18 protein-coding genes are annotated in these 22,220 nt (G+C 35.6%); 17 read left to right on the plus strand and 1 reads right to left on the minus strand.

The window, feature by feature from the left end; genetic code table 11:
* The first annotated feature begins 123 nt into the window (after window positions 1-123).
* Window positions 124-1,170 carry a hypothetical protein gene (locus tag BMW64_RS14670; RefSeq protein WP_177175301.1) on the plus strand — a complete coding sequence of 349 codons (1,047 nt, stop codon included), beginning with the start codon at window positions 124-126 and terminating at the stop codon, window positions 1,168-1,170.
* Here BMW64_RS14670 and BMW64_RS14675 read toward each other — a convergent pair.
* Complete coding sequence (locus BMW64_RS14675; RefSeq protein WP_090000702.1) at window positions 1,133-2,269, minus strand: EpsG family protein; 1,137 nt, start codon at window positions 2,267-2,269, stop codon at window positions 1,133-1,135. The two genes, BMW64_RS14670 and BMW64_RS14675, sit on opposite strands and share 38 nt — an antisense overlap.
* 160 nt (window positions 2,270-2,429) lie before the next feature.
* On the opposite strand from BMW64_RS14675, the gene BMW64_RS14680 reads away from it, so the two are divergent.
* The 16 genes from BMW64_RS14680 to BMW64_RS14755 all read left to right on the plus strand — a co-directional run bounded on the left by BMW64_RS14680 (window position 2,430) and on the right by BMW64_RS14755 (window position 21,886).
* Entirely contained in the window at window positions 2,430-3,569 is a 1,140-nt protein-coding gene (locus tag BMW64_RS14680; protein ID WP_090000703.1) for a hypothetical protein, read from the plus strand.
* A 35-nt stretch (window positions 3,570-3,604) separates the two neighbouring features.
* Window positions 3,605-4,753: a hypothetical protein gene (locus tag BMW64_RS14685; RefSeq protein WP_143052709.1), complete on the plus strand. Its 1,149-nt coding sequence runs from the start codon at window positions 3,605-3,607 to the stop codon at window positions 4,751-4,753.
* A gap of 51 nt (window positions 4,754-4,804) precedes the next feature.
* Window positions 4,805-7,378: a type I DNA topoisomerase gene (topA, locus tag BMW64_RS14690; RefSeq protein WP_090000705.1), complete on the plus strand. Its 2,574-nt coding sequence runs from the start codon at window positions 4,805-4,807 to the stop codon at window positions 7,376-7,378.
* A 155-nt stretch (window positions 7,379-7,533) separates the two neighbouring features.
* Window positions 7,534-8,604: a formimidoylglutamase gene (locus BMW64_RS14695; RefSeq protein ID WP_090000706.1), complete on the plus strand. Its 1,071-nt coding sequence runs from the start codon at window positions 7,534-7,536 to the stop codon at window positions 8,602-8,604.
* Between the two features lie 3 nt (window positions 8,605-8,607).
* Complete coding sequence (locus BMW64_RS14700) at window positions 8,608-9,609, plus strand: glycosyltransferase family 2 protein (protein ID WP_090000707.1); 1,002 nt, start codon at window positions 8,608-8,610, stop codon at window positions 9,607-9,609.
* A 94-nt stretch (window positions 9,610-9,703) separates the two neighbouring features.
* Entirely contained in the window at window positions 9,704-10,831 is a 1,128-nt protein-coding gene (locus BMW64_RS14705) for a glycosyltransferase family 4 protein (protein ID WP_090000708.1), read from the plus strand.
* A gap of 25 nt (window positions 10,832-10,856) precedes the next feature.
* On the plus strand, window positions 10,857-11,738 hold the full coding sequence (locus tag BMW64_RS14710; protein WP_090000709.1) for a polysaccharide biosynthesis/export family protein: 882 nt from the start codon (window positions 10,857-10,859) through the stop codon (window positions 11,736-11,738).
* A 3-nt stretch (window positions 11,739-11,741) separates the two neighbouring features.
* Window positions 11,742-14,231: an exopolysaccharide transport family protein gene (locus BMW64_RS14715; protein ID WP_090000710.1), complete on the plus strand. Its 2,490-nt coding sequence runs from the start codon at window positions 11,742-11,744 to the stop codon at window positions 14,229-14,231.
* Window positions 14,232-14,444: 213 nt separating this feature from the next.
* Entirely contained in the window at window positions 14,445-15,338 is an 894-nt protein-coding gene (gene porG, locus BMW64_RS14720; protein WP_090000711.1) for a type IX secretion system protein PorG, read from the plus strand.
* Between the two features lies 1 nt (window position 15,339).
* Complete coding sequence (locus tag BMW64_RS14725; protein ID WP_090000712.1) at window positions 15,340-16,089, plus strand: isoprenyl transferase; 750 nt, start codon at window positions 15,340-15,342, stop codon at window positions 16,087-16,089.
* Between the two features lie 29 nt (window positions 16,090-16,118).
* Window positions 16,119-18,656 carry an outer membrane protein assembly factor BamA gene (bamA, locus tag BMW64_RS14730; RefSeq protein WP_090000713.1) on the plus strand — a complete coding sequence of 846 codons (2,538 nt, stop codon included), beginning with the start codon at window positions 16,119-16,121 and terminating at the stop codon, window positions 18,654-18,656.
* Between the two features lie 8 nt (window positions 18,657-18,664).
* On the plus strand, window positions 18,665-19,210 hold the full coding sequence (locus tag BMW64_RS14735) for an OmpH/Skp family outer membrane protein (protein ID WP_090000728.1): 546 nt from the start codon (window positions 18,665-18,667) through the stop codon (window positions 19,208-19,210).
* Window positions 19,211-19,272: 62 nt separating this feature from the next.
* Window positions 19,273-19,776: an OmpH/Skp family outer membrane protein gene (locus BMW64_RS14740; protein ID WP_090000714.1), complete on the plus strand. Its 504-nt coding sequence runs from the start codon at window positions 19,273-19,275 to the stop codon at window positions 19,774-19,776.
* Window positions 19,777-19,845: 69 nt separating this feature from the next.
* Window positions 19,846-20,331, plus strand: a complete 486-nt coding sequence (locus BMW64_RS14745) for an acyl-CoA thioesterase (protein WP_090000715.1) — start codon at window positions 19,846-19,848, stop codon at window positions 20,329-20,331.
* Window positions 20,331-21,194 carry a dTDP-4-dehydrorhamnose reductase gene (gene rfbD, locus BMW64_RS14750; protein WP_090000716.1) on the plus strand — a complete coding sequence of 288 codons (864 nt, stop codon included), beginning with the start codon at window positions 20,331-20,333 and terminating at the stop codon, window positions 21,192-21,194. The genes BMW64_RS14745 and rfbD overlap by 1 nt, the downstream gene beginning before the upstream one ends.
* Window positions 21,195-21,202: 8 nt before the next feature.
* On the plus strand, window positions 21,203-21,886 hold the full coding sequence (locus BMW64_RS14755; RefSeq protein ID WP_090000717.1) for a hypothetical protein: 684 nt from the start codon (window positions 21,203-21,205) through the stop codon (window positions 21,884-21,886).
* Window positions 21,887-22,220 lie beyond the last annotated feature (334 nt).

Genomic DNA, 22,220 nt, shown 5'->3' on the forward strand with positions numbered 1-22,220 from the left:
TTCAGTACAGTTTGAAAATTTTTAACATAAGTTTGTCTGAAATCAATAATTTTTTAGTTAAAATAAAAAAAATATATACTTTTGTAAAAGTTCCCTATTAATGACGAAAAAAAAGCCAGGCAGTTGCCTGGAGTTATTATGTTTAAAGCATTTGATGAAAAAACAGACAAATTTTTATTTGTACTCGTTCTCCCGTTTCTCCTTTTTTTCATGTCCTATTACGGATTTGAATCTTCTTATGTCGTAGGAATCAAATCCTGGCAAAAAGCACCCGATTTCATGTTTTCGTCGGTATACGCCTATCGTGTCATACCGAATTACTTAAGTGTTCATGTTACGGAAGCGGTCATATTTATAGTTGATCATTACTTACCTTCTTCGAAAAATTTTCTTTTGAAACAGGGATCTTTTTTTTATCACAGCATTTTTCTTATCAATGTATTTTTCTTTCTTCTAACCTCTGTTTTTTTAGATAAAATTTTAAAGTTGAAGCCGGTCAAGCTTTTGTCAGATGAAAATACAAAAAAAATGCTTCATCTGATTGCCGTATTTTTTATTGTGATCGTGCAGTATGTTCCGACAAATTGTGATTGTATAGCCATTTTTTTTTATGTTTTGGGAATTTTTTATACCCTTAAATATCTGCAAAACAAAAAACGTTTATACCTGATCAGTTTAGGTTTAATCACTTTTATATCAACTTTTACCAGGGAAACTTCATGTCTTACTATAGCTTTTTTTGCAGCAGTTTTTATAGATCTTGAGGATCTTAGGAAAAGGAATTTTGTCTTTGTAAAAGAAATTTTCTTTTTGGTGCTCGCTTTCGTCTTACCATACATTGGCTTACGGTTGATGATCCGGCAACACGCATCGTTTGTGGAAGGAGTTTATTTTATGAAAAATTTTACGAGCCCTTACAATCTTATTGGGCTCTTGTTTGGAGTGCTAAGTATGTATTTCAGTTACAAAATGTCTCAAAAAGTAGGTAGATTGTTGATTTGGAAATATCTTTTTTTCTCTGCACCTTATATTCTGATGATTGCTTCGGTAGGACTTTTCTGGGAAGCAAGACTTTTCCTACCCTTAATTCTTACGGGAATTGTAGCTGTTTCACAAAACGGTACTGAAAGAATTAAGGAAGAAGAAAATTCGAGTACGTATCAATTGTAAATTTTCCTCTTTCGATATTTTTAAAGCTGGAAAAAATAATAAAGTTGAAAAGACAGTAGAAAATAATGATGCCATGTATTATTTTTCTGTTGCCACTATTCGCGGAATACATAGCATATGGCATTAAATATCCTGTTGCCGTAAAGAATATGCCGGTAAGCCGGGAAGAAAATATAGTACTTCCTCTGAATATAAAAAAGAAGCATATTCCTAATACACAAAAATTTCTCATGTATTCATAGTAAGGATACTTTTCTTTCATATTATTGTCAAAGGCAAATAAAAATATCGTGGAAAGTATAGCATTTCCTTCGGGAACTCCAATTCCGCCATTCAGCCTTTCCGTGGTAGTGCTCAGATTGATATAGTTATTGAATCCGGTCATTAAACTGCTTTCTTCGGGAAGAAAACTTCCAAAGTATTTGTATATCTCAAAAGGCGAAAGGATAATTGACCCTATAATGGCAGTTGCCATAATCGTTTTATTGATAGGAACTCGGGCGAGCCAGTACATAGGCAGGAAAAATATACACACATTATGAATCCCCATCGCTAAGTAAACACAGATTAGGTAATACCAGACTTTTTTTTCTTTAATAAAACGTATTGAAAAATAACAGATAATCGTTCCCAGTGCCTGCCTCATCTGACCGTTTTCCCCAATAAAGAAACTTGGAAAAAAAAACAGAAGAATTGTCGTGTAAGGATAAAGTGAGTTTTCTTTAATGTTTATATAATTTAACGGAATGGAAATAAGCGCCAGAAAAAAAGTCACCACATAGAAAGGAGGTGCCAGGAAAACATCAAATATAAGTTTATTGATCAGAATATACAGCCATTCCATATCCAGTGGGCTATCCAATTTAAGGGCTTTCCTGAAAATATCGGTATAATTTGTATGAGAGCTGTACCAGAAATAAATATTCTTATAGCTCCCGTAATCGGGGCCGGCGTCTCTGAAACCGACAACAAGAATAAGCCATGCAGCAATAGGAATCAGGTAGTTTGTGCTGGGTTTTTCGTCCCGGTAGGCTTCGGCAAAGCTTAGGCATAAAATAATGATGACGGGAACCAGATAATAAGGGTGCAGTAGATGCATACATTTGTGTTTTGTATATGCAAAAGTAATGAAATATTTAATATACAATAACTAAAAATAAACAAAGCTTAAAAGAAAATGCGTAATTTAGCGAATCTGATAAAACACAAATCAAACACATTTAAAAAGTGATTAATTCTAACAGAATTAAATTTTAAAGATGAAAAAAAACACATTATATTATCAATTCATTCTCTACCTCATTATTGTTACTTTCTTATGCATTTTTAAAGTATATTTTGCCTACCTCACCTGCAATGGCTATGCATTTGCCGACTGGCTGATTAATTATCAGGAGGCAGGTTTCAGCAGAAGAGGATTGGCGGGAACTGTTTTTGTTTTTTTATATAACGTATTTTCGATAAAGGTTCAATACGCTGTATTCTTCACGCAAACCATGGTGTATGTATTGTTCTTTTATTTTCTCTATAAGCTTTTCAGGGTTAAAAAGGCGAATCTAATTGATGCTCTATTTCTCTTTACCCCATTTTGTCTATGGGGATTTTTTTCAGATCCTGCTATAGGAGCAAGGAAAGATGGTGTCTTATGGCTTCTTTTCGTTGCTTTTACTTATTATCTTTCGCAAAATAAACTTACAAAAACTAAAGAGTACATCTTTCTATTATTGTTTGGCGTTTCGGTTTTTATTCATGAAAGTTTTGTTTTTTATGCCTCATATTTTTTAATTGCACTCTATTTTCATAATGGAAAAATTGATATCAAAAAGTCTATACTTATTTTGCTTTCATTTTGTGTTCCGGCAGGAATTATTTTGTTGACAGGAATCAATACCGATTATCATAAGACCTTACAGATTGTCAGGGAATGCAACATTAATCTTCAGAAAGAAAATATTTTTGGCTGGAAAGAAACACAGCTTATTAAAATAGATTATTATACAAAAGAAATTAAAAACCTGAGTTTGTATGCCATAAGTATAATACTTCAGCTAGGTTTTGTAATGTTTTATATGTTGCTAAAAAAGTTCACGCCGGAAAACAGAAAAAAACTGTTAATGGCTTTTGCCTTTGCTTTTCTTATAAGTATTCCTTTATTTCTGATTGCTATCGATATCGGAAGATGGTTCTACAACAGTTTTATTCTTTTTGAGATACTTCTTATTTCTTTGATTCCTGTTTCAGACATGAAATTTTTCGCCCCTGAAATTTTTAAACACCGAGGAATGCTGATTTTTATTCTTTTGGTTTTACTGGCTGATTTTGTTTACCGCGTTCCCTCTGCATTGATAGGAATACAGATAGGATTGCCTTTAAGGTTTTTTCTGAATATAATAACATAGATATGATCTTTTTCTTCTAAATTTCAAAACACATAATGATGACAAGCAGGATTCTACAACATTTCAACATCAAGATTTTCATTTATTTTCTCATTGCGGTTACCGCTGTTTACACCCTTGCATTTACTTATTACTACAATTTTAAAGACGACGGTTACATTCTCGCTGACTGGCTTATTAATTATGAGGATGGTGGTTTTAAAAGAAGAGGATTGTCAGGAAGTTTCTTTTTTCTGCTACAAGATGTCACAGGAATAAGGCTTAATTATTTAGTATATTTTTCCCAGTTTATCTTTATTTCAGGATTCTTTCTCCTGTACGCCAAACTAATTCGCTATAAGATTACGGATCTGTTGTATCTATCACTATTATTATCACCCATTGGTTTTGTGGGACTTTTAAATACGGTAACTTATGTAGGTAAAAAAGAATTTATTGTTTTCTTCCTGTTTACATGGTTTGTATATGCTTTAGATAATAATAAACTTTCAAGATGCAAAGAATATTTCTTTTGTGTAGCGCTGTTTGTAACAGTTCTTTTACATGAAGTCGTTTTATTTTACATCCCTTATTTTGCTATAGCCTTATATTTAAAAACCGGAAAATTTCAATATAAACGATACATCAAATATTTCCTTTCAGTCGGAATTCCGGCCCTAGTTATCTTTTTATTCGGAAAAAATGTAAATGAGGGAAAATCGTTGGAAATTTTAGCTTTACGAGGAGTTCATCCCATCTATGGAATCTTCTACTGGAATATTGATGAAAGAAAGTATATTTTTGAACACAAAAACGAATATGTACTGTATTTTATAAGCTTAACATTAAGTATACTTCATTTAAGTTATTATTTAAAGTTTCTAAACAACCGAAAGTTTTTGTCTATAGCATTATTAGGAGCATTTGCATTCACTTTACCTTTGTTTTATCTAGCTATTGACTGGGGAAGATGGATGTACATTCACATGATGATGATCATTATACTTTTCTCCCTGCTATTGAAAGAAGCAAGCTCTGCATATGCATTTGAAAGCATTACAATCAATAGAAAATTCTATATAACCATATTCATTATTTTAGCTTCATTACTATACCGAGTTGAGATGTCCGGAAAGGGCTTTACTTTCGAAGGAATTCTCTACAGGGTATTGGTAGCACCGCATGAATTGCTAAATAAAATGTAATTCCAAAAACCTATCTAATAAAAAAACTTTACTTTTGCAAAAATTTTTAGAATGTCGAAAAATTTAGTAATCGTCGAATCACCGGCAAAAGCAAAAACGATTCAGAAGTATTTAGGAAAGGATTTTGAAGTGAAATCCAGTTTCGGACACATCCGTGACCTGCCTAAAAAAGGAATGGGAATCGATTTAGCTACCTTCAGTCCTGATTACGAAGTTTCCGCCGACAAAAAGAAATTGGTGACCGAGCTGAAAGCCGCCGTTAAGAAAGCCGACATGGTATGGCTGGCTTCCGATGAAGACCGCGAAGGAGAAGCGATTGCATGGCATCTTGCCGACGAGCTGAAGCTGAAGCCTGAAAACAGGAAAAGAATCGTTTTCCACGAAATTACTAAAAACGCTATTCTAAAAGCGATTGATAATCCGCGCGATATTGATCAGAATCTTGTGAATGCCCAGCAGGCACGAAGAGTTCTCGACAGAATCGTAGGTTTTGAAATGTCACCGGTTCTCTGGAAAAAAGTAAAACCGGGACTATCCGCAGGGAGAGTTCAGTCGGTGGCCGTAAGACTGATCGTAGAAAGAGAAAAAGAAATCCGTGAGTTCGTTCCAAGGGCGAGTTTTAAGGTGGATGGTGTTTTCCTTAATACAACAAATCAGGAAATTGCCGCAAAGCTTAAAAAAGATTTCGATAAAGAACAGGATGCGGAAAAATTCCTCGACCTTGCAAAGACAGTAGAATTTAAAGTTTTAAATGTTGAAACGAAACCAGGCACAAGATCGGCTTCAGCACCTTTTACGACGTCTACACTACAGCAGGAAGCTTCTTCAAGATTAGGATATAATGTTACCACAACGATGCGTTTGGCGCAGAGATTATACGAGGAAGGTTACATTACCTACATGAGAACAGACTCGGTAAACCTTTCTCAGGAAGCCATCGAAGGCGCCAAAAAACAGATCACTTCAGAATACGGTGCAGAATATTCTTCACCAAGAAATTATACCACCAAATCTTCATCAGCTCAGGAAGCTCACGAGGCTATTCGTCCGACTGATTTTGGTGTAAAAAGCATCGGTGATGTTCAGTTAAATAAACTCTATCAGTTAATTTACAGACGAACACTGGCTTCCCAGATGGCGAATGCCAAAATTGAAAAAACCGTAATCGAAATCGGTGATGTAAAACTGCCTCAGAACTTCGAAGCACAGGGGGAGGTTATCATTTTTGATGGTTTCCTAAAAGCATACGGAATTGTAAAAACGGAAGAAGATGATGAAGAAAACAATGAGAAATTACTTCCAAAAGTAAAAGTTGGGGAAACATTAGATTACAAAAGAATCACCGCTACAGAAAAGTTCACGAGGCCAAGTGCAAGATATACCGAAGCAGGTTTGGTAAGAAAGCTTGAAGAGTTGGGAATCGGTCGCCCTTCTACCTATGCACCGACCATTCAGACCATACAGAATCGTGAATATGTGGATAAACGAGAAATCGAGCCGCAAACCCGCGAAGTGGTTAAGATCTCCCTGACAAAAGATAAAATTAAAAAAGAAATCCTCGAAGAAAAATTCGGAGGTGATAAAAATAAATTCGTTCCTACTGACATCGGTGAAGTGGTGAATGACTTCCTGACAGATAATTTCAAAGAAATCCTTGACTACGGTTTTACAGCCAGAGTAGAAGAAAGCTTTGATGAAATTGCCAGCGGCGACCAGAAATGGAAGCAGATGATGACGGATTTCTACTCAAAATTCCATCCGAGAATTGAAGATGTAGAAGAAAATGCCGACAGAGCCACAGGCGACAGACTCCTTGGAACTGATCCGAAAACCGGTAAAAATGTTCACGCAAGAATCGGAAGATTCGGAGCGATGATCCAGATCGGGGAAACCGATGATGAGGAAAAGCCTGTTTTTGCATCACTAATGGTCGGTCAAAATATTGCAACCATCACACTTAATGAGGCATTGGAATTATTTAAGCTTCCGTTTGATCTTAGTGAAGTTGATGGCCAGCCGGTTTCAGTGGGGGTCGGAAGATTCGGACCATATGTAAAATGGGGAGAAACATACATCAGCATTCCGAAAGGGGAAGATCCGCTTTCCGTAGATCAGAAGCGTGCGGAAGAAATTATTAATGAAAAGAAAATTGCCGACGCACCGATCGCAACGTACAAAGGTGAGCCTGTAACGAAAGGTTCCGGAAGATTCGGGCCGTTCATTAAGTATAAAGATATTTTCGTCAATGTTCCGAAGAGATATGATTTTGAAAATCTTTCTCAAAGTGATATCAACGAACTGATCGATGCCAAGCTTGAAAAAGAAGCCAACCGGTACATCCAGCAATGGGAAAAAGAAAAGATCTCTATTGAGAATGGAAGATGGGGACCGTTCATCAAATTCGGGAAAGCAATGTTCAAGATTCCAAAGAAAAAGGATGATTCTAAATACGATGCCGAAGAATTGAAAGAAGTTTCTTTAGATGAGGTTAAAAAATGGATCACCGATCAGGATAAGAATGCTTTCGCAGAAAAGAAAAAACCTGCCGCCAAGAAAACAGCTGCCGCAAAGAAGACAACAACAGCGAAAAAGCCGGCAGCAAAAAAGCCTGCTGCGAAAAAGTAAAATAATTTTAAATACGAAGCACAGATTTTGGTCTGTGCTTTTTGTTTAACCAAAATGTGAGAAATTCTGCGGAATTTTTGTTAAAGTTTTAAACTTTGACAAAGTTATTAAGCCGTTAACTTTTTGTAAGTTTGTGAAAATAATGCGGACAACAAATGGATTTTGAAGATTTTATCATATCACCCAGAAATTTTAAAACGGAAAGCTGGCAGATCGGAAACAGAATAACAAAAGATATCAAAGAAGACAGCATCGTTTTGCTGTTCATTTCCGATTACAGAGGCGCAAACGGTGATGCCGAAGTACAGGATTTTACCGGAATCAGAAGAGAATTTTACAAGTTGTCACAGCTGGATTTTGAAATTCCGGTAGTCGATCTTGGGGACTTGGTTTCCGGAAAGTCAGTTCAGGATTCTCATTATATCCTTCAGGAAGTTCTGTCGGCATGTCATTACAAAAGAGCCATTCCGGTAATTGTCGGAGGGTCTAATGATTTTGCATTCTCCCTTTTTTCTGCGCTTAATTTTCATACTAAAAATATCAACTATACCCAGATCAGCAATATTATTTCTCTTCAGCAGGGAGAGATGATCAATGAATATACTTTTTTAAGTAAAATTTTCGGAGCGAAGAACTTCTCCATTAAAAATTACCATCATTTAGGATATCAGAAACATTTGAACGAGATTGATTCCGTAAGACTGATAAAGGAAGTGGAATTTGATATCATCCGTCTTGCAGAAATGATGAATTCTACAGAAAAAACAGAACCGTTTTTCAGAAAAGCAGATCTTGTGACAGTCAATTGTGATGCTGTTGAAAGCTTCAGTGAGCCTTTTTCAATGAATCCGCAGGTCAATGGACTGAACCGAAGAGAAATCTGTGCGTACATGAAGGAAATCGGACTGAGCGAAAACCTGAAATCTGTAGGGATATTTAATTATAATATTTATTCTGAAAATCAGCTCAATCACCAGCTTCTCGCACAAATGATCTGGTATCTGATCGAAGGAATCAATATCCAGAGGTCTCATCCGAAAGAAAGGCATTATGAAGTATTTTATGTCCTGATTGATGACCGGCAGTACACCTTCAGGCGGGATACCTTCAGTAATCTTTGGTATTTCGGGGATGATGAAAATGTAGAAAACTGCGTTCCCTGTTCTAGGAAAGATTTTGATGAAGCTAAAAAAGGCTGGCTAAACACACGACTGACGAAAATTTAATATATGAAACATGTTCCCTCAAAAGTTTCTGTTATTGTTCCCGTTTATAATGTTGAAAATTATCTTACACAATGTCTCGAATCATTAGTGAATCAAACCCATCAGAATATTGAAATCCTGGTGGTGAATGATGGAAGTAAAGATAATTCTGAGCAGATTATCAGGGAATATACCAGAAAATATCCTGAAAAGATAAAATCCTTCACCAAAGAAAATGGCGGACTGAGTGATGCCAGGAATTTTGGTATCGACAAAGCAACCGGAGATTTTATTGGTTTTGTAGACAGCGATGATTATGTAAGCCCTTTTATGTTTGAAGAAATGGTAATGCTTGCGGAAAAATATCATGCGGAAATGGTGATCTGCAATATACAAAAGGTAAATGATCGTGGAAAAGTCATTCAGAAGCTTACGCAGATTCCGGATATGCCCGAAAAGATCGACCTTAAAAGGAACTTTTCTGTTTTTTCCGATATCAGTTATTTTGCCTGTAATAAATTGTTTAAGAGTGAGCTTTTTAAAGAAAAACGGTTTAAAAGAAATGTTCATTTCGAAGATATTCAGCTTATTCCGCAGCTTTTACTGGAATGTAAAACAATTGCACAGACTCAAAGTTTTCACTATAACTATCTCGAAAGGGCAGATTCGATCACCAAAACTCATACGGAAAAAGGCCTTGATATTCTGAAAGCAGTAGAAGATGTGGAAGCTTTTTTTGAAAAAACAGCGTATTCTGACAGGTTGCTTGAACTTAAAAATTTCCAGATTTTTGAAGGGGTGTATTCTTTTATTGCTTACCTCGCTTTTGTAAAAGATGATGATGTTTTTTACAAAATGTGTGAAATATTAGAACAATTCATGAAGAAAAGGGACATAAAACTTAAAAATTTATTGAATTATAGTCGTTTTGGTAAGAATTATCTATTATCTTTGTCACTGAAAAAACGCATATTTTATCTTTTGTTTTTTGCTGAGCAAAAAAAACTGATAAGAAAACTAATGTAACACAAATGTAAGTGCTGTTCGGAAATAAGGCAACACAACTTTTTTCCGGTGCATTTCTTCAAAAGAAATCGACAGTACTTTTAAATGAAAAAAGATGAAAAATTTTGAATTGTTCTTAGCTCAATCGGGTCTCCCCATATTTTACATCAAAATAGGACTTGGTTTTTTATTTTCTTTTTTAATCACATTTTTTTCAATTCCAACCATTCTCAAGATTTCGAGAAAGAAAAATCTTATGGATGAGCCTGGGATAAGGAGTTCTCATCTCCGGAAAGTTGCCAACCTCGGTGGGATTGCTATTTTTTATTCTATAGGTATTTGTGCTCCTATTTTTGCGTATGAGCTTTTTGATCTCTATAAATTTCTCTTCGCTTCACTAGTTATCCTTCTTTACATAGGCGTGATGGATGATATTGTCGTTATGAGAGCATATAAAAAGCTTGTAGCCCAGATTGTTGTTTCATCACTGGTAGTAATTGGATCGGATATCAGAATCCGGAATCTTTTCGGGATTTTTGGGATTTATGAGATTAATTACTTCGTTAGTGTGATTTTCAGCATTATTACTTTTATCATTCTTATTAATGCCTTTAACCTTATTGACGGAATAGATGGCCTTGCAGGAGGATATTCTTTGATCTGCAGCGGGCTTTTTGGAATAAGTTACTACCGATTGGGAGAATACAATTATCCGTTGGTAATCCTGTCAGTAATCATTATTGGTTCGGTTCTCGCTTTTCTGTATTATAATCTGTCAAACTACAGGACCAGTAAAATTTTCATGGGAGATACTGGATCAATGCTGCTGGGGTTTTTATTAGCCTTTACTTCAATATCTTTCATTGATATTTTTATAGATAAAAAACTTCCTTATGTGCCGAGGTATCATCTTCAGTCGGCACCGGTTGTGGCAGTAGCCATACTCATTTTGCCAATCGTAGATACACTGAATGTTATTATTATCAGGCTGCTCAATGGAAAATCGCTCTTCGACGCTGATAAAAATCACATTCATCACAAGCTTTTAAAACTTAATCTTACTCATAGAAGATCGTCCTTCTATATTATTCTATATTATCTTTTTGTTGTCAGTCTGGCATATTATTTAAGACATATCAACGTAAACCTCTTACTTCTTATTATCGTTCTTTTTGGTTTTTTAGGGGCATATATACCTCACATCTTTTATGCTTTAAAGCATCTTAAAAACACTAACAATTAATTTACTTTTTGTAATAATTTCAAATATGATGAAACATTATAATTATTTAATTTTTTTAATGCTGCCTTTTTTGATGATATCGTGTATCACTACCAAAGATGTACGCTATATGCAGCCCAGTGAAAGCCTTGTAATCAATGAAGAAGGCCTTATTCCGTACAATATTCCCGTATACAGAATCACCAGAAATGATATTCTGAATTTAAATATTGTGACCACTCCGAAGGGGGATGCCGCTCAGTTTTATTCTTCACTGAATACATCGGGATCAGCCGTAGCGCCGGGTGCCTCAACGGCAGCTTCTGCAGCTGTCCGTGGAACTGGTACCGGAGGCGTGGGAGGAACGGCAACGGGAGGCAATGCAGTATTCTACTTTAACGGATTAAAAGTAGACTCTAAAGGAGATATTAATGTATTTGGGATAGGATATATCAAAGCAGAAGGAAGAACAATTGAGGATGTTTCTCAGGAAATACAGACCAAAGTAAATGAAAACTTCCAGGAAGGAAAATCAGAAGTAAGACTGAATACCGACGGAATTACCTATTATATATTAGGAGATATTGAAACAACTGGACTTACAGGAGAAAAAGTAGCCCATAAGAATACACTCAATATCACCGAGGCATTAGCACTGAATGGAGGACTTAACAGAACAGTTGACAAAAAGAATATTGTGATCCACAGAAAGCTTCCTGAAGGAATAAAAGTGGCGAAGATTGATCTTACCAGGGAGGATATAATGAATTCGCCTTACTATTATGTACAGAATGGCGATGAGATCTATCTTAATACACGAGCAAAAAGTCTTAATGGCTTAGGGAAAGATCCTATTCAGACCTTAACAACGGGAGTGTCAGTCATTACTACTGCTCTATCCATTTATTTACTTCTTAAAAATCTTTAATTTATGATCCCTGGAAAAGAAACTCAGGCAGAGAAGGTTAATTCTCAGAAAGAAAAATATGGTTCTTTCTCACTATTCGATATTGAGCATTTTTTAAGAAGGATTTTAAAAAATTGGTATTGGTTAGTCATGATGCTGATCATCGGGTACTCCATTTCTTGGGTGTATACCAAGTATTATGCTCAAAGCATTTACGCATCAAGTTTATCTTTAAGCGTCTCCAGCGGTACGGCGAGTTATTTTACACCGAGCCAATCTGTGAATCTGATTTGGAATAACGGAGGAAATCAGGATGGAATCTACCTGAAAAAAATGCTTTTATCCAGAACTCATAATGAGTTTTTGGTTAAAGAACTGGGGCTTTATATAAACTACTCTACAAAGGGAGCTATAAAATCAACCTTCTTGGATAAAGATGATATTCCTGTTCTGGTGGAAATAGATAAAAAACATCTCCAACAAACTGATTATCCCGTAACATTGATCCCAAGAGGAAATAATAAATACGAAGTGGATTTACCAGAAGACGGGCAGTCTTCAACGTTATACAGCTATGAAAACGAGGGGTTTTTTACAATTGATCCTTACGATAAACCTTCTAACAAGATTGTTGAAGTAGGAGAATGGTATACCTCTCCCAATCTTCGGTTCAGGCTGGTTAAAAATCCTATTATTCCTAAAATAAATCTAGAAAATGTTATTTTTAAGTTTAGTACGGTAAATAACGCGGTAAATGATATTACCTCCACTATTTCAGTGGATTTTGATAAAGAGATCAACACCATCATGATTATTACCAAGACGGGATATAATCTTAATGGAACAGTAAGTTTTCTCAATAAGTCTGTAAGCGAGCTGCAGAAAAAAAGACAGGCAGATAAACTGATTGTGGATAAAAATACGAATGCTTACTTACAAGAAAATCTTGATAAAATAAGAAAAAAGCTGGATTCAAGCGCCAATGTGCTGAATTATATGAAAACCACTGAAAAGCTTTATGACATTAAAGACAGAGATGAAAAGTCTCTGAATGAAATCAAAGAACTCGAGACTAAAAAAGCAGATTTTGAAAGTAAAATTACTTCATTGAATCAGATAAGACGAATGCTTGCTTCTCAGAACTTTGATAAGATGATCAGCACAACAGCAGCAGGATTTCAGGACGGAATGTTCACAGCATCCGTTACAGAACTCAAAGATTTGTATCTGAAAAGAAGGGAAATGGCTCTTATTTATAAGCCTAATTCAGAACCAATGATTGAGCTCAATAAGCTCATCAATGATGCCCGGATGAATTCCAATAATGTTTTAAAAAACTACTACTCTGATTATCTTAAGGAAATAGAAAAAATTAATCAGAAAGTTTCTACTGCGGATTTAGATCTTCATGCTTATCCGGAGAAAGAAAGAAAATATTTGGATGCAGAGAGAGGGTATAATATGATTGAGGCTACTTACAATAGTTTGCTCACCAGACAAAACGAAACCCAGTTGAAAATAGCGGGAAATCAATCCGATATCAGTGTGATCGACCCTGCCAAAAATGTGGGACAATCTGCAATCGGCCCAAATGTAAGAGCCGTAAAAGCAGGAATTATAAGTGGATTGCTAATTCTTCCGATATTATTTATTTTAATAGGTGAAGTGCTGGATACCAAAATCAGAAATATCAAAGAATTGTTGAATGCTACCAAAATACCTCTTCTGGGTGTTATCGGAAAAAACAATAATGAAACCATGCTTACTGTTTTGGAGCAGCCGAAATCTTCTGTTTCAGAAGCATTCCGAGGGATAAGAGCCAATGTAAGGTTTTTATCAGGCGAAAATGAAAAAAGCAAAGTACTTTTGGTAACCTCTTCAATCGGAGGAGAAGGGAAGACGTATGTTTCCATTAATCTCGCTTCTGTATTGGGCTTAAGTGATAAAAAAACAATTCTTCTGGGAATGGACCTCCGAAAACCAAAAATTTTCGGTGATTTCAAAATTGATAATAAATACGGAATTTCAAACTACCTTACCGGTGAAGTAGAAATGAGCCAGATCATCAATAAGACAAAAATTCATAATCTCGATGTGGCTACTTCAGGACCAATTCCACCTAATCCTTCCGAACTTCTTATGAGTGAGAGAAATATAAATTTTATTCAGGATCTAAAATCAATGTACGATTTTATTATCATAGACTCCCCTCCGGTAGGCCTGGTGGCAGATTCTTATGAACTGATGAAATATTCTGATGCCAACATATATGTAGTTCGTCATGAATATACCGAGAAGTACATGCTGAAGTTGATTACTGAAAAATATCATAATAGAGAAGTGGAAAATTTGGGATTGGTATATAATGATTACAATTCTACACAAGGTTATGGTTATGGCTATGGTTACGGCTACGGCTATGGATATGGTTATTTTGATGAAGATAAAAATTATAAAGAACCGTTGTTAATAAGAATTAGAAATAAAGTACGTGATATATTCAATAAAAAATAATACTTTTAAGCCCTCATTTAACGGGACTTTATAATAGGATAATCATTGTGAATCTATTAAAAAAAGAATAATTTAGCGACTTTATCGTTTACTTTATAACAAATTATGTTTTTTTGTTTATTTTTAACTAAACATTAAGATTATCATTAATATAAAAATGTTTTATATTTGCAAAAATTAAATTTTAAAATAACCATAAATCCATATTCTTTTATGAATAGAAAATTATTGTTTAGCTTCCTTGCCGCACTAGGAACTGTGGTAAGCGTTAAAGCTCAAAGAAACGAACTGGGGGTTCGTCTAGGTATGAGTAACCTAGTTGGGGATATAGGGAGAACGAATTATATTTTACAAAAGCCATTGGATTTACATAGGGTATCGGATTGGGGAGTTCCTTTTTATGGTGGTATTTTATATAGATTTAATTTTAATCCCCATCAGACTGTGAGATTGGATCTCGGATATAATCAGATTCAATTTAATGACAAAGTTGCGAAGGAAGAATACAGACAAAACAGAAACTCATTCGGAAAAAACAATGTTTACGAAGCAAGTTTGGTTTTCGAATACAACTTTTTTCCGGTGAATAATGAGCAGAAAGGTATGGTAAGCCCATATATTTTCGGTGGGGTTGGGGCTTTGATGTTTGATGCTCCGAAAGCTACTCTTATCAATGATTTCAGAAGAGATGCAGATGGTGTTGCACAGGCACCTATTAATGAGCTGGATTTTACAACAACGCCGGTATACTCTACAGGAACAAAAACTACCATGCATATTCCTTTTGGAGTAGGGTTAAAATATAAATTTAATTATAACTGGGCAATCTTTGCAGAAGCTACATTCAGATATACGCTTACAGATCAGCTGGATTATAGCAGAATCCTCAGTAAAGATGTTGTCTCTACATACAATGGAGATATCTTAAGCCCTGTTACCGGAGGGTCTCTCCTTCAGACAGATGCTTATTATGTGGTGTCTAAAGAAAGAGAAGCTGCCTTGATAGGAGAAAGAAATATTGGAGATTCAAAGTCTAAAGACTGGATGAATACAGTAAGTCTCGGTTTGACTTATTCGTTCGGAAGACCTCCGTGTTATTGTGATTAATATGTCGTTGATAAAAGATAAAATAGATCCGGATAATTTACCCAAGCATGTGGCAGTTATCATGGATGGTAATGGAAGATGGGCAAAATCGCGTGGCGAAGAAAGAACTTTCGGTCACCGAAATGCCATAAATGCAGTAAGAAATGCCATAAATGCATGCAATGAAATACATATTCCGTATTTAACGCTTTATACCTTTTCTTCGGAAAACTGGAACCGTCCTGCTGAAGAAGTAAATACTTTAATGAATTTACTTGTAGAAACATTATTGCTTGAAGCAGAAGAAATTTTCAGTAAAGGGCTAAGGATGCATGTCATAGGCAATCTGGATAAACTTCCCCCACTCGTTAAAGATCAGCTTAACCGTGTGATGGAGCTTACCAAAGAAAACACAAAAGGGAATTTGGTATTGGCCATAAGCTATGGCTCTCAGAATGAGATACTGAATGCCGTAAAAAACATAAGTAAAGATGTAAAGGAAGACAAGATAGATGCAGATGATATTGATGAAAAATTATTCGAAAACTATCTTTATACTAAAGATTTCCCCCCTGTTGATCTTCTGATAAGAACCAGTGGCGAGATCAGAATCAGTAATTTCCTCCTTTGGCAGATCGCCTATGCAGAACTGCAGTTTTTAGATGTTCTGTGGCCGGACTTTACAAAAGACATTTTCTTTCAGTGCATTGTTGATTATCAAAACAAAGAAAGAAGATTCGGAAAGACCGGAGAACAAATAAAGATCCAGTAAAATTTAAGAAAAGAAAGACTACGATAAAAATGAAGTTTAGACTATTACCCATCATTATGTTTGTTGCTTCTGCACATTTTTATGGACAGGTAACTCCACAGGACAGCACACAGGTGAACAAATCTGTACAAGCAGAAAACCAGGCAGGAACATACACACTGAAAGACATCGTTGTAGATGGGGTTAAAAAATATACGCCGGCTCAGATTCTGAGATTTACAGGTTTATCTAAAGGCGAAACTGTAGATATTCCGGGGCAGAAAATCAGTAACGCTGTAAAAAAACTTTGGGATACCCAATCTTTTTCCGAGGTTGAGGTGTATGTGCAAAGTATTGAAGGCGAAACGATTATCTTAAGATTCTATTTGCAGGATCTTAAAGATCTTGGTGAAGTAAAATTCACAGGAAGAGGGATCGGGAAATCAAAGAACGAAAAAATGGCGAAAGATAACAATCTGAAGCCAGGAACTAAAATTACACAAAATTTGGTTTCAAGCCTTAAAACTAACGTTCCTAAAGATTTTATTAAAAAAGGATTTGCTGACGCTAAAATTACTATCCAGGATAAGGTAAATGCGGGAGATCCAAATCTGGTAGACTGGACGATCAATGTAGATAAAGGAAAAAGAATCAAAATCGATCATATCGAATTTGAAGGAAATACTGCAGTTTCAGACAGAAAGCTAAGAAAAAAAGGATTCAAAGAAACCAAACAGAAAAGATTTGGTATCGGGGGAATTCTAAAATCCTCAAAATTCATTGAAGAAAAATATCAGGACGACACACAGAATCTTGTAAGCTACTACAATTCATTAGGATATAGAGATGCGAAAATTGTTTCAGATTCTGTATGGAGAAATAAAAGGAATAACTACGAGATCAATGTAAAACTTAATGAGGGTAAGCAGTATTATATCGGGGATATTACATTTACCGGAAATACTGTTTATGCTACAGATTATTTACAGAGACTTTTAGGATACAAAAAAGGAGATATCTACGATGCGGTTGGTTTCAACAAAAAAGTAGGAGAAGACGGAGGTAAAGAAGATGATTCTGACATCAAATCTGTTTACATGAACAATGGTTACCTTTTCTCAAATGTAACTCCTGTAGAAAAATCGGTAAACGGAGATAAGATTAATCTTGAAATCCGTATCAACGAAGGTGAAAAAGCAACCTGGAACCGAGTGACATGGGAAGGGAATACTACAACCCACGACCATGTAATCTTAAGAGCCTTAAGAACAAAACCGGGAAATCTCTTTGCTAAAAGTGATATTAAGAGAACATATTTCGATTTAGCCGGGATGCAGTTTTTTGATCCACAACAGGTTGGTCAGGATATTCAGCCGAACCAGCAGGACAATACAGTAGATATCAACTGGAAATTGGTAGAGAAGGGTTCGTCTCAGGTTCAGTTGCAAGCCGGTTATGGAGGTAACAGCTTCATCGGAACATTAGGGTTGACATTCAACAATTTCTCGTTGAAAAATTTCCTTAGATTTAAAGACTTTAAACCTGTTCCTCAGGGAGATGGACAAACTTTATCCCTTCAGGCTCAGGCAGGACAGTATTTCCAGAACTATGGGGTTTCATTTACTGAACCTTGGTTATTTGGTACAAAACCTACAGCTCTTTCTGTGAGTCTTAACAATTCCAGAGTAAAATATTCTGATGTGTACGGAGCTTCCCAGAAATTGAATATTTTCTCTGCTTCAGTAGGATTAAATAGATTATTGAGATGGCCGGATGATTATTTCTCATTATATACCGGACTTCAGTTCCAGAAATACGACTTTAAAAATTATCCATTTGACTTTGGAGGGACCACAGAATATTATGGTACGGCCAATAACTTTAGTATTAACCTTGGACTGAGCAGAAATTCTGCCGGAATTGATCCAATTTTCCCGACATCAGGGTCAAATCTTGATCTTTCGGTAAAATTCACTCCGCCGTATTCATTGTTCAATAATAAAGATTATTCTACGTTGTCTCCAACGGAAAAATATAAGTGGATGGAATTCTATAAAGTGAAGTTCAAAGCTGATGTTTATAACGAAGTTGTTGGAAAGCTGGTCTTGAGATCTTCTGCTGAAATGGGATTCATGGATGGATATAACAAGAACCTTGGTGCTCCACCGTTTGAAAGATTTTATGTAGGTGGTACAGGTCTTTTCGGAGGACGATATGATGGTAGAGAATTAATCCCATTGAGGGGTTATGAGAATGCATCCACGTATGGAGGAACTTCTGAAGATATTACCCCGACAGGTGGAGGTACTATTTACAACAGATTTACGTTAGAATTAAGATATCCGATTTCACTGAACCAAACTGCGAAAATTTATGCATTGACGTTCGCTGAAGGAGGTAACGTTTGGAATTCGTGGGGAAGTTACAATCCATTCCAGTTGAAAAGATCAGTAGGTGTCGGGGTTAGAGTTTATATGGGAGCATTCGGATTGATCGGATTTGATTTTGCTTATGGATTTGATAAACCTATTGGCTCTTCAGACCCTTCCGGATGGAAGACACACTTCTTGATGAACCAATCTTTATAATTCATTATATGAAAAATTTTAGAATTGTTTTCTCGTTCATTTTATTTTTGCTTTTCGGTTTAAGCAATGCACAGAAAGTAGGCGTTGTTGATACAGAGTATATCTTAAATAAAATGCCTCAGTATAAAGAAGCAGAAGCCAGACTGAATGCGCAGATTGACACCTGGCAGTCGGAACTTCAGAATCTGCAGTCGGAGTATGAGCGTAAAAGATCTGCTTTTGAAAGTGAAAAAGTACTTTTAATAGGCGATCAGCTAAAACTTCGGGAAAAAGAAGTAATGGATTTGGAGAAAAATATCAAAACCACTACAAGTTTACGTTTTGGAGCTACTGGTGAGATAAAAAAGCTGAGAACAAATCTTGTGCAGCCTTTTCAGGACCAGATCTGGGGAGCGATTAAAACAATGGCAGAGAAAAACGGGATAGGTATTGTGCTTGATAAAACAAGCAATAATGTGCTCTTCCTTCAGAAACGATTCGATTATTCAGATAAAGTATTGGATATTTTATTAAAAGATACCGATAAGAAAGAAAAAACTAAAACCAAAAAATAAAAGTTTAACTTTTATTAAATTTACAGATCTAAAAACAAAATTAAATTATTTATTTACCAATTATGAAAAAATTAAGTGTATTATTTGCAGCGGTAATGATGGTTGTATCGGTAGGTATGGCAAAAGCTCAAAAAATTGCAACTTTAGACGTTATAGGTGTTCTTAATGCAATGCCTGAAAAGAAAAAAGCAGATACTGATCTTAAAGCTTTCTTAGATACTAAACAAGCTGAAATCAAGAAAAAAGCAGATGCGGGACAGGCTAAATTAAAGCAATATACCGAAGAAGCTCCTAAGAAAACAGCTGAAGAAAACAAAGCAAGAGAAGCTGAATTGTCAAAAATGCAGCAGGAAATTCAGGAAATGAACGATAAGGCTCAAAAGGATTTCGTAGCTAAGCAAGATGCTGCTTATGAGCCAATCGAGAAAAAGCTGAACGATGCTGTTTCTAAAGTTGCTAAGGCAAACGGATATGATTATATCATGGATGCAAACTCTTCTGCTTTTGTATTCAAAGGAGGTCCGGATGCTACTCCAGCTGTGAAAAAAGAACTAGGTGTTCAATAATTTTTAGAAATTAATAAACATTTATAAAATAACCATCTCTCATCGGGGTGGTTTTTTTATTTTTGCACCATGAATAAAGAAGTATCAACCACGGTAAAGGTGCGGTTTAGTGATTGTGATCCGATTGGTCATTTAAATAATGTGAAATATCTGGACTATATGTTCAATGCCAGAGAAGACCATGTGGAAACATTTTACGGGTTTACCTACGAAGAATATACAAAACTAACCGGCTGCACATGGATTGCCATTCAAAACGAAATTGCCTATCTGAAAGAAGTGAGATATAATACTTCGGTGGTGATCAGCAGCAAAATCATAGAGGTTCAGGATAGAACGGCAAAGGTTGAAATTCTTATGAAAAGTTTAGACGAAAAAACCATTCATGCAGTTTTGTGGGTAACGGTTATTTACTTTAATGTTAAAACAAGGCGTTCAGAAATACATCCTGAAGATATTAAAGAAACGTTCAATAAATTTTATGTAGATTTAGAACAGAAAGATTTTCAGTCAAGAGTTAAATTTTTAAGATCACAGAACGCAAAAAATTCATAATGAAAAAAATATTGGTAATAGGAGGAAACGGGCAACTGGGAAATTGCATCAGAAAAATTGCACCCGATTTTGAATTGGATTATGAGTTTATTTTTACAGATTCGCAAACGCTTGATGTTACAAATGAAGATCGGGTACAATCTTTCTTTTATGACAATAAACCTGACTTTTGTATTAATGCATCAGCTTTTACAGCGGTAGACCTTGCAGAAAGTGAAAAGGAAAAAGCTTTTGCCGTAAATGCACAAGGTGTTGCTCACCTTGCAGAAGCCAGTAAGGAATATAATTCGGTATTGATTCATGTTTCTACAGACTATGTTTTCGATGGTGAAACCAATCTCTGTTATTCAGAAGATGATTTCACCAACCCAATAGGAGTTTACGGAGAATCAAAATTAAAAGGAGAAGAGCTTGCTTTGGATATAAATCCCCAAACAATCATTCTCAGGACGTCATGGCTGTATTCCGAATTCAATAAAAATTTTGTGAAAACCATGCTTAATCTATTTTCCCAAAAAGAAGAGCTGGGAATCGTAGCCGATCAGTTTGGTCAGCCTACCAATGCAAACGATTTGGCAGAGGCAATCATGAAGATCATCGAAGCTCCTCAAAAAACATACGGTATTTTTCATTTTTCAAATTATCCTGAAACAACCTGGTTTGAATTTGCAGAAAAAATAGCTGAATTTTCAAAATCAAAAGTTAAATTAAACCAATTAACGACCGATCAATATCCTACTCCGGCCAGAAGACCGAAACGCAGCACAATGTGCCTCGATAAAATTGAAGAAACTTATAAGATAGAACCCAAATATTGGGAAAATAGTCTGGAAGAATGCATTAGTATTCTCACACAACAATAAAGTATATAATGAAAAACTCAATAATAATCATCTTTATTTTTCTCGCACAGTTGTTCTGTGCACAAAATGTACTTTTAACAAAAGTTGAGAAAACACATGACAATACAGATCGCTTTTTATATAAAATAGATCAGGAAATAAAAAATGCTGAATACCTTGGTGAAGTCGAAGTACAGGGCTTTTCAAAAAATGATGCTGAAGTTTTTTCGGCTGTATATAAGAAAGCAAAAGAAATTGGAGCCAATACTTTCACTCTGAAACCTTTCGAAACGGTAGATGGCTCTCTACAAAAGTTCAATCCTTCAAACTACAGACTTGCTTTATATTATCTGCCGAAAGAAAAATTACTTAATCAATCAGGCAATATGTATTTATTTGCATCCTCAGACAAAGAGCAGAAAATAGCCATTAACAAAATAGATTATGTTGTTTCTCCAAGATCTTATCTGGTGATAAAAACAGCGCCCGGCGAAATTTACACGATCTCTACAAAAAAACTTTTAGGTTCTGCTATTAAAATTCAACCGAAAGAAAACAGCTCCAATCAGTATTTTCAGATCTCAGCAACAAAAATAAAACCCGATGAAACAGGAGTGGGCGGACTAAATTTAAAAAGCGGCGATATCGTTGGTCTCGAAAAATCCTACGCCGAATTTCTTAGTACCATCTATAACAAACAAAAAGCAGAGTGAAAACTTTGCTTTTTTCATATACTTATAAATAATGACACACTTGGCATTCTCTTACTAAACTCACACACTCTCAAACCCTTTAACCCTTTTACTCTCGTACTCTCCAACTCACCTATTTTTTATGGGTAGCTTTTTCCGGCTCTCCGCTCATACTCCTCGCGCCGAGCTTCACCGATGTGCTCCAACGCCAAACCCTTTACGCTCCAACGCTCCAACCCCGCTGTGGGGTAACCGCTTCTATCCGGGCTAGGGTATGGGGCTTTCTTTCAATAGATACCTAAACATATAATCCAAAACTCCCCAAGTACATCTTTAATAAAAGTAGGATTGCACA

Source organism: Chryseobacterium taichungense, from assembly GCF_900109935.1.
Taxonomy (GTDB): Bacteria; Bacteroidota; Bacteroidia; order Flavobacteriales; family Weeksellaceae; genus Chryseobacterium; species Chryseobacterium taichungense.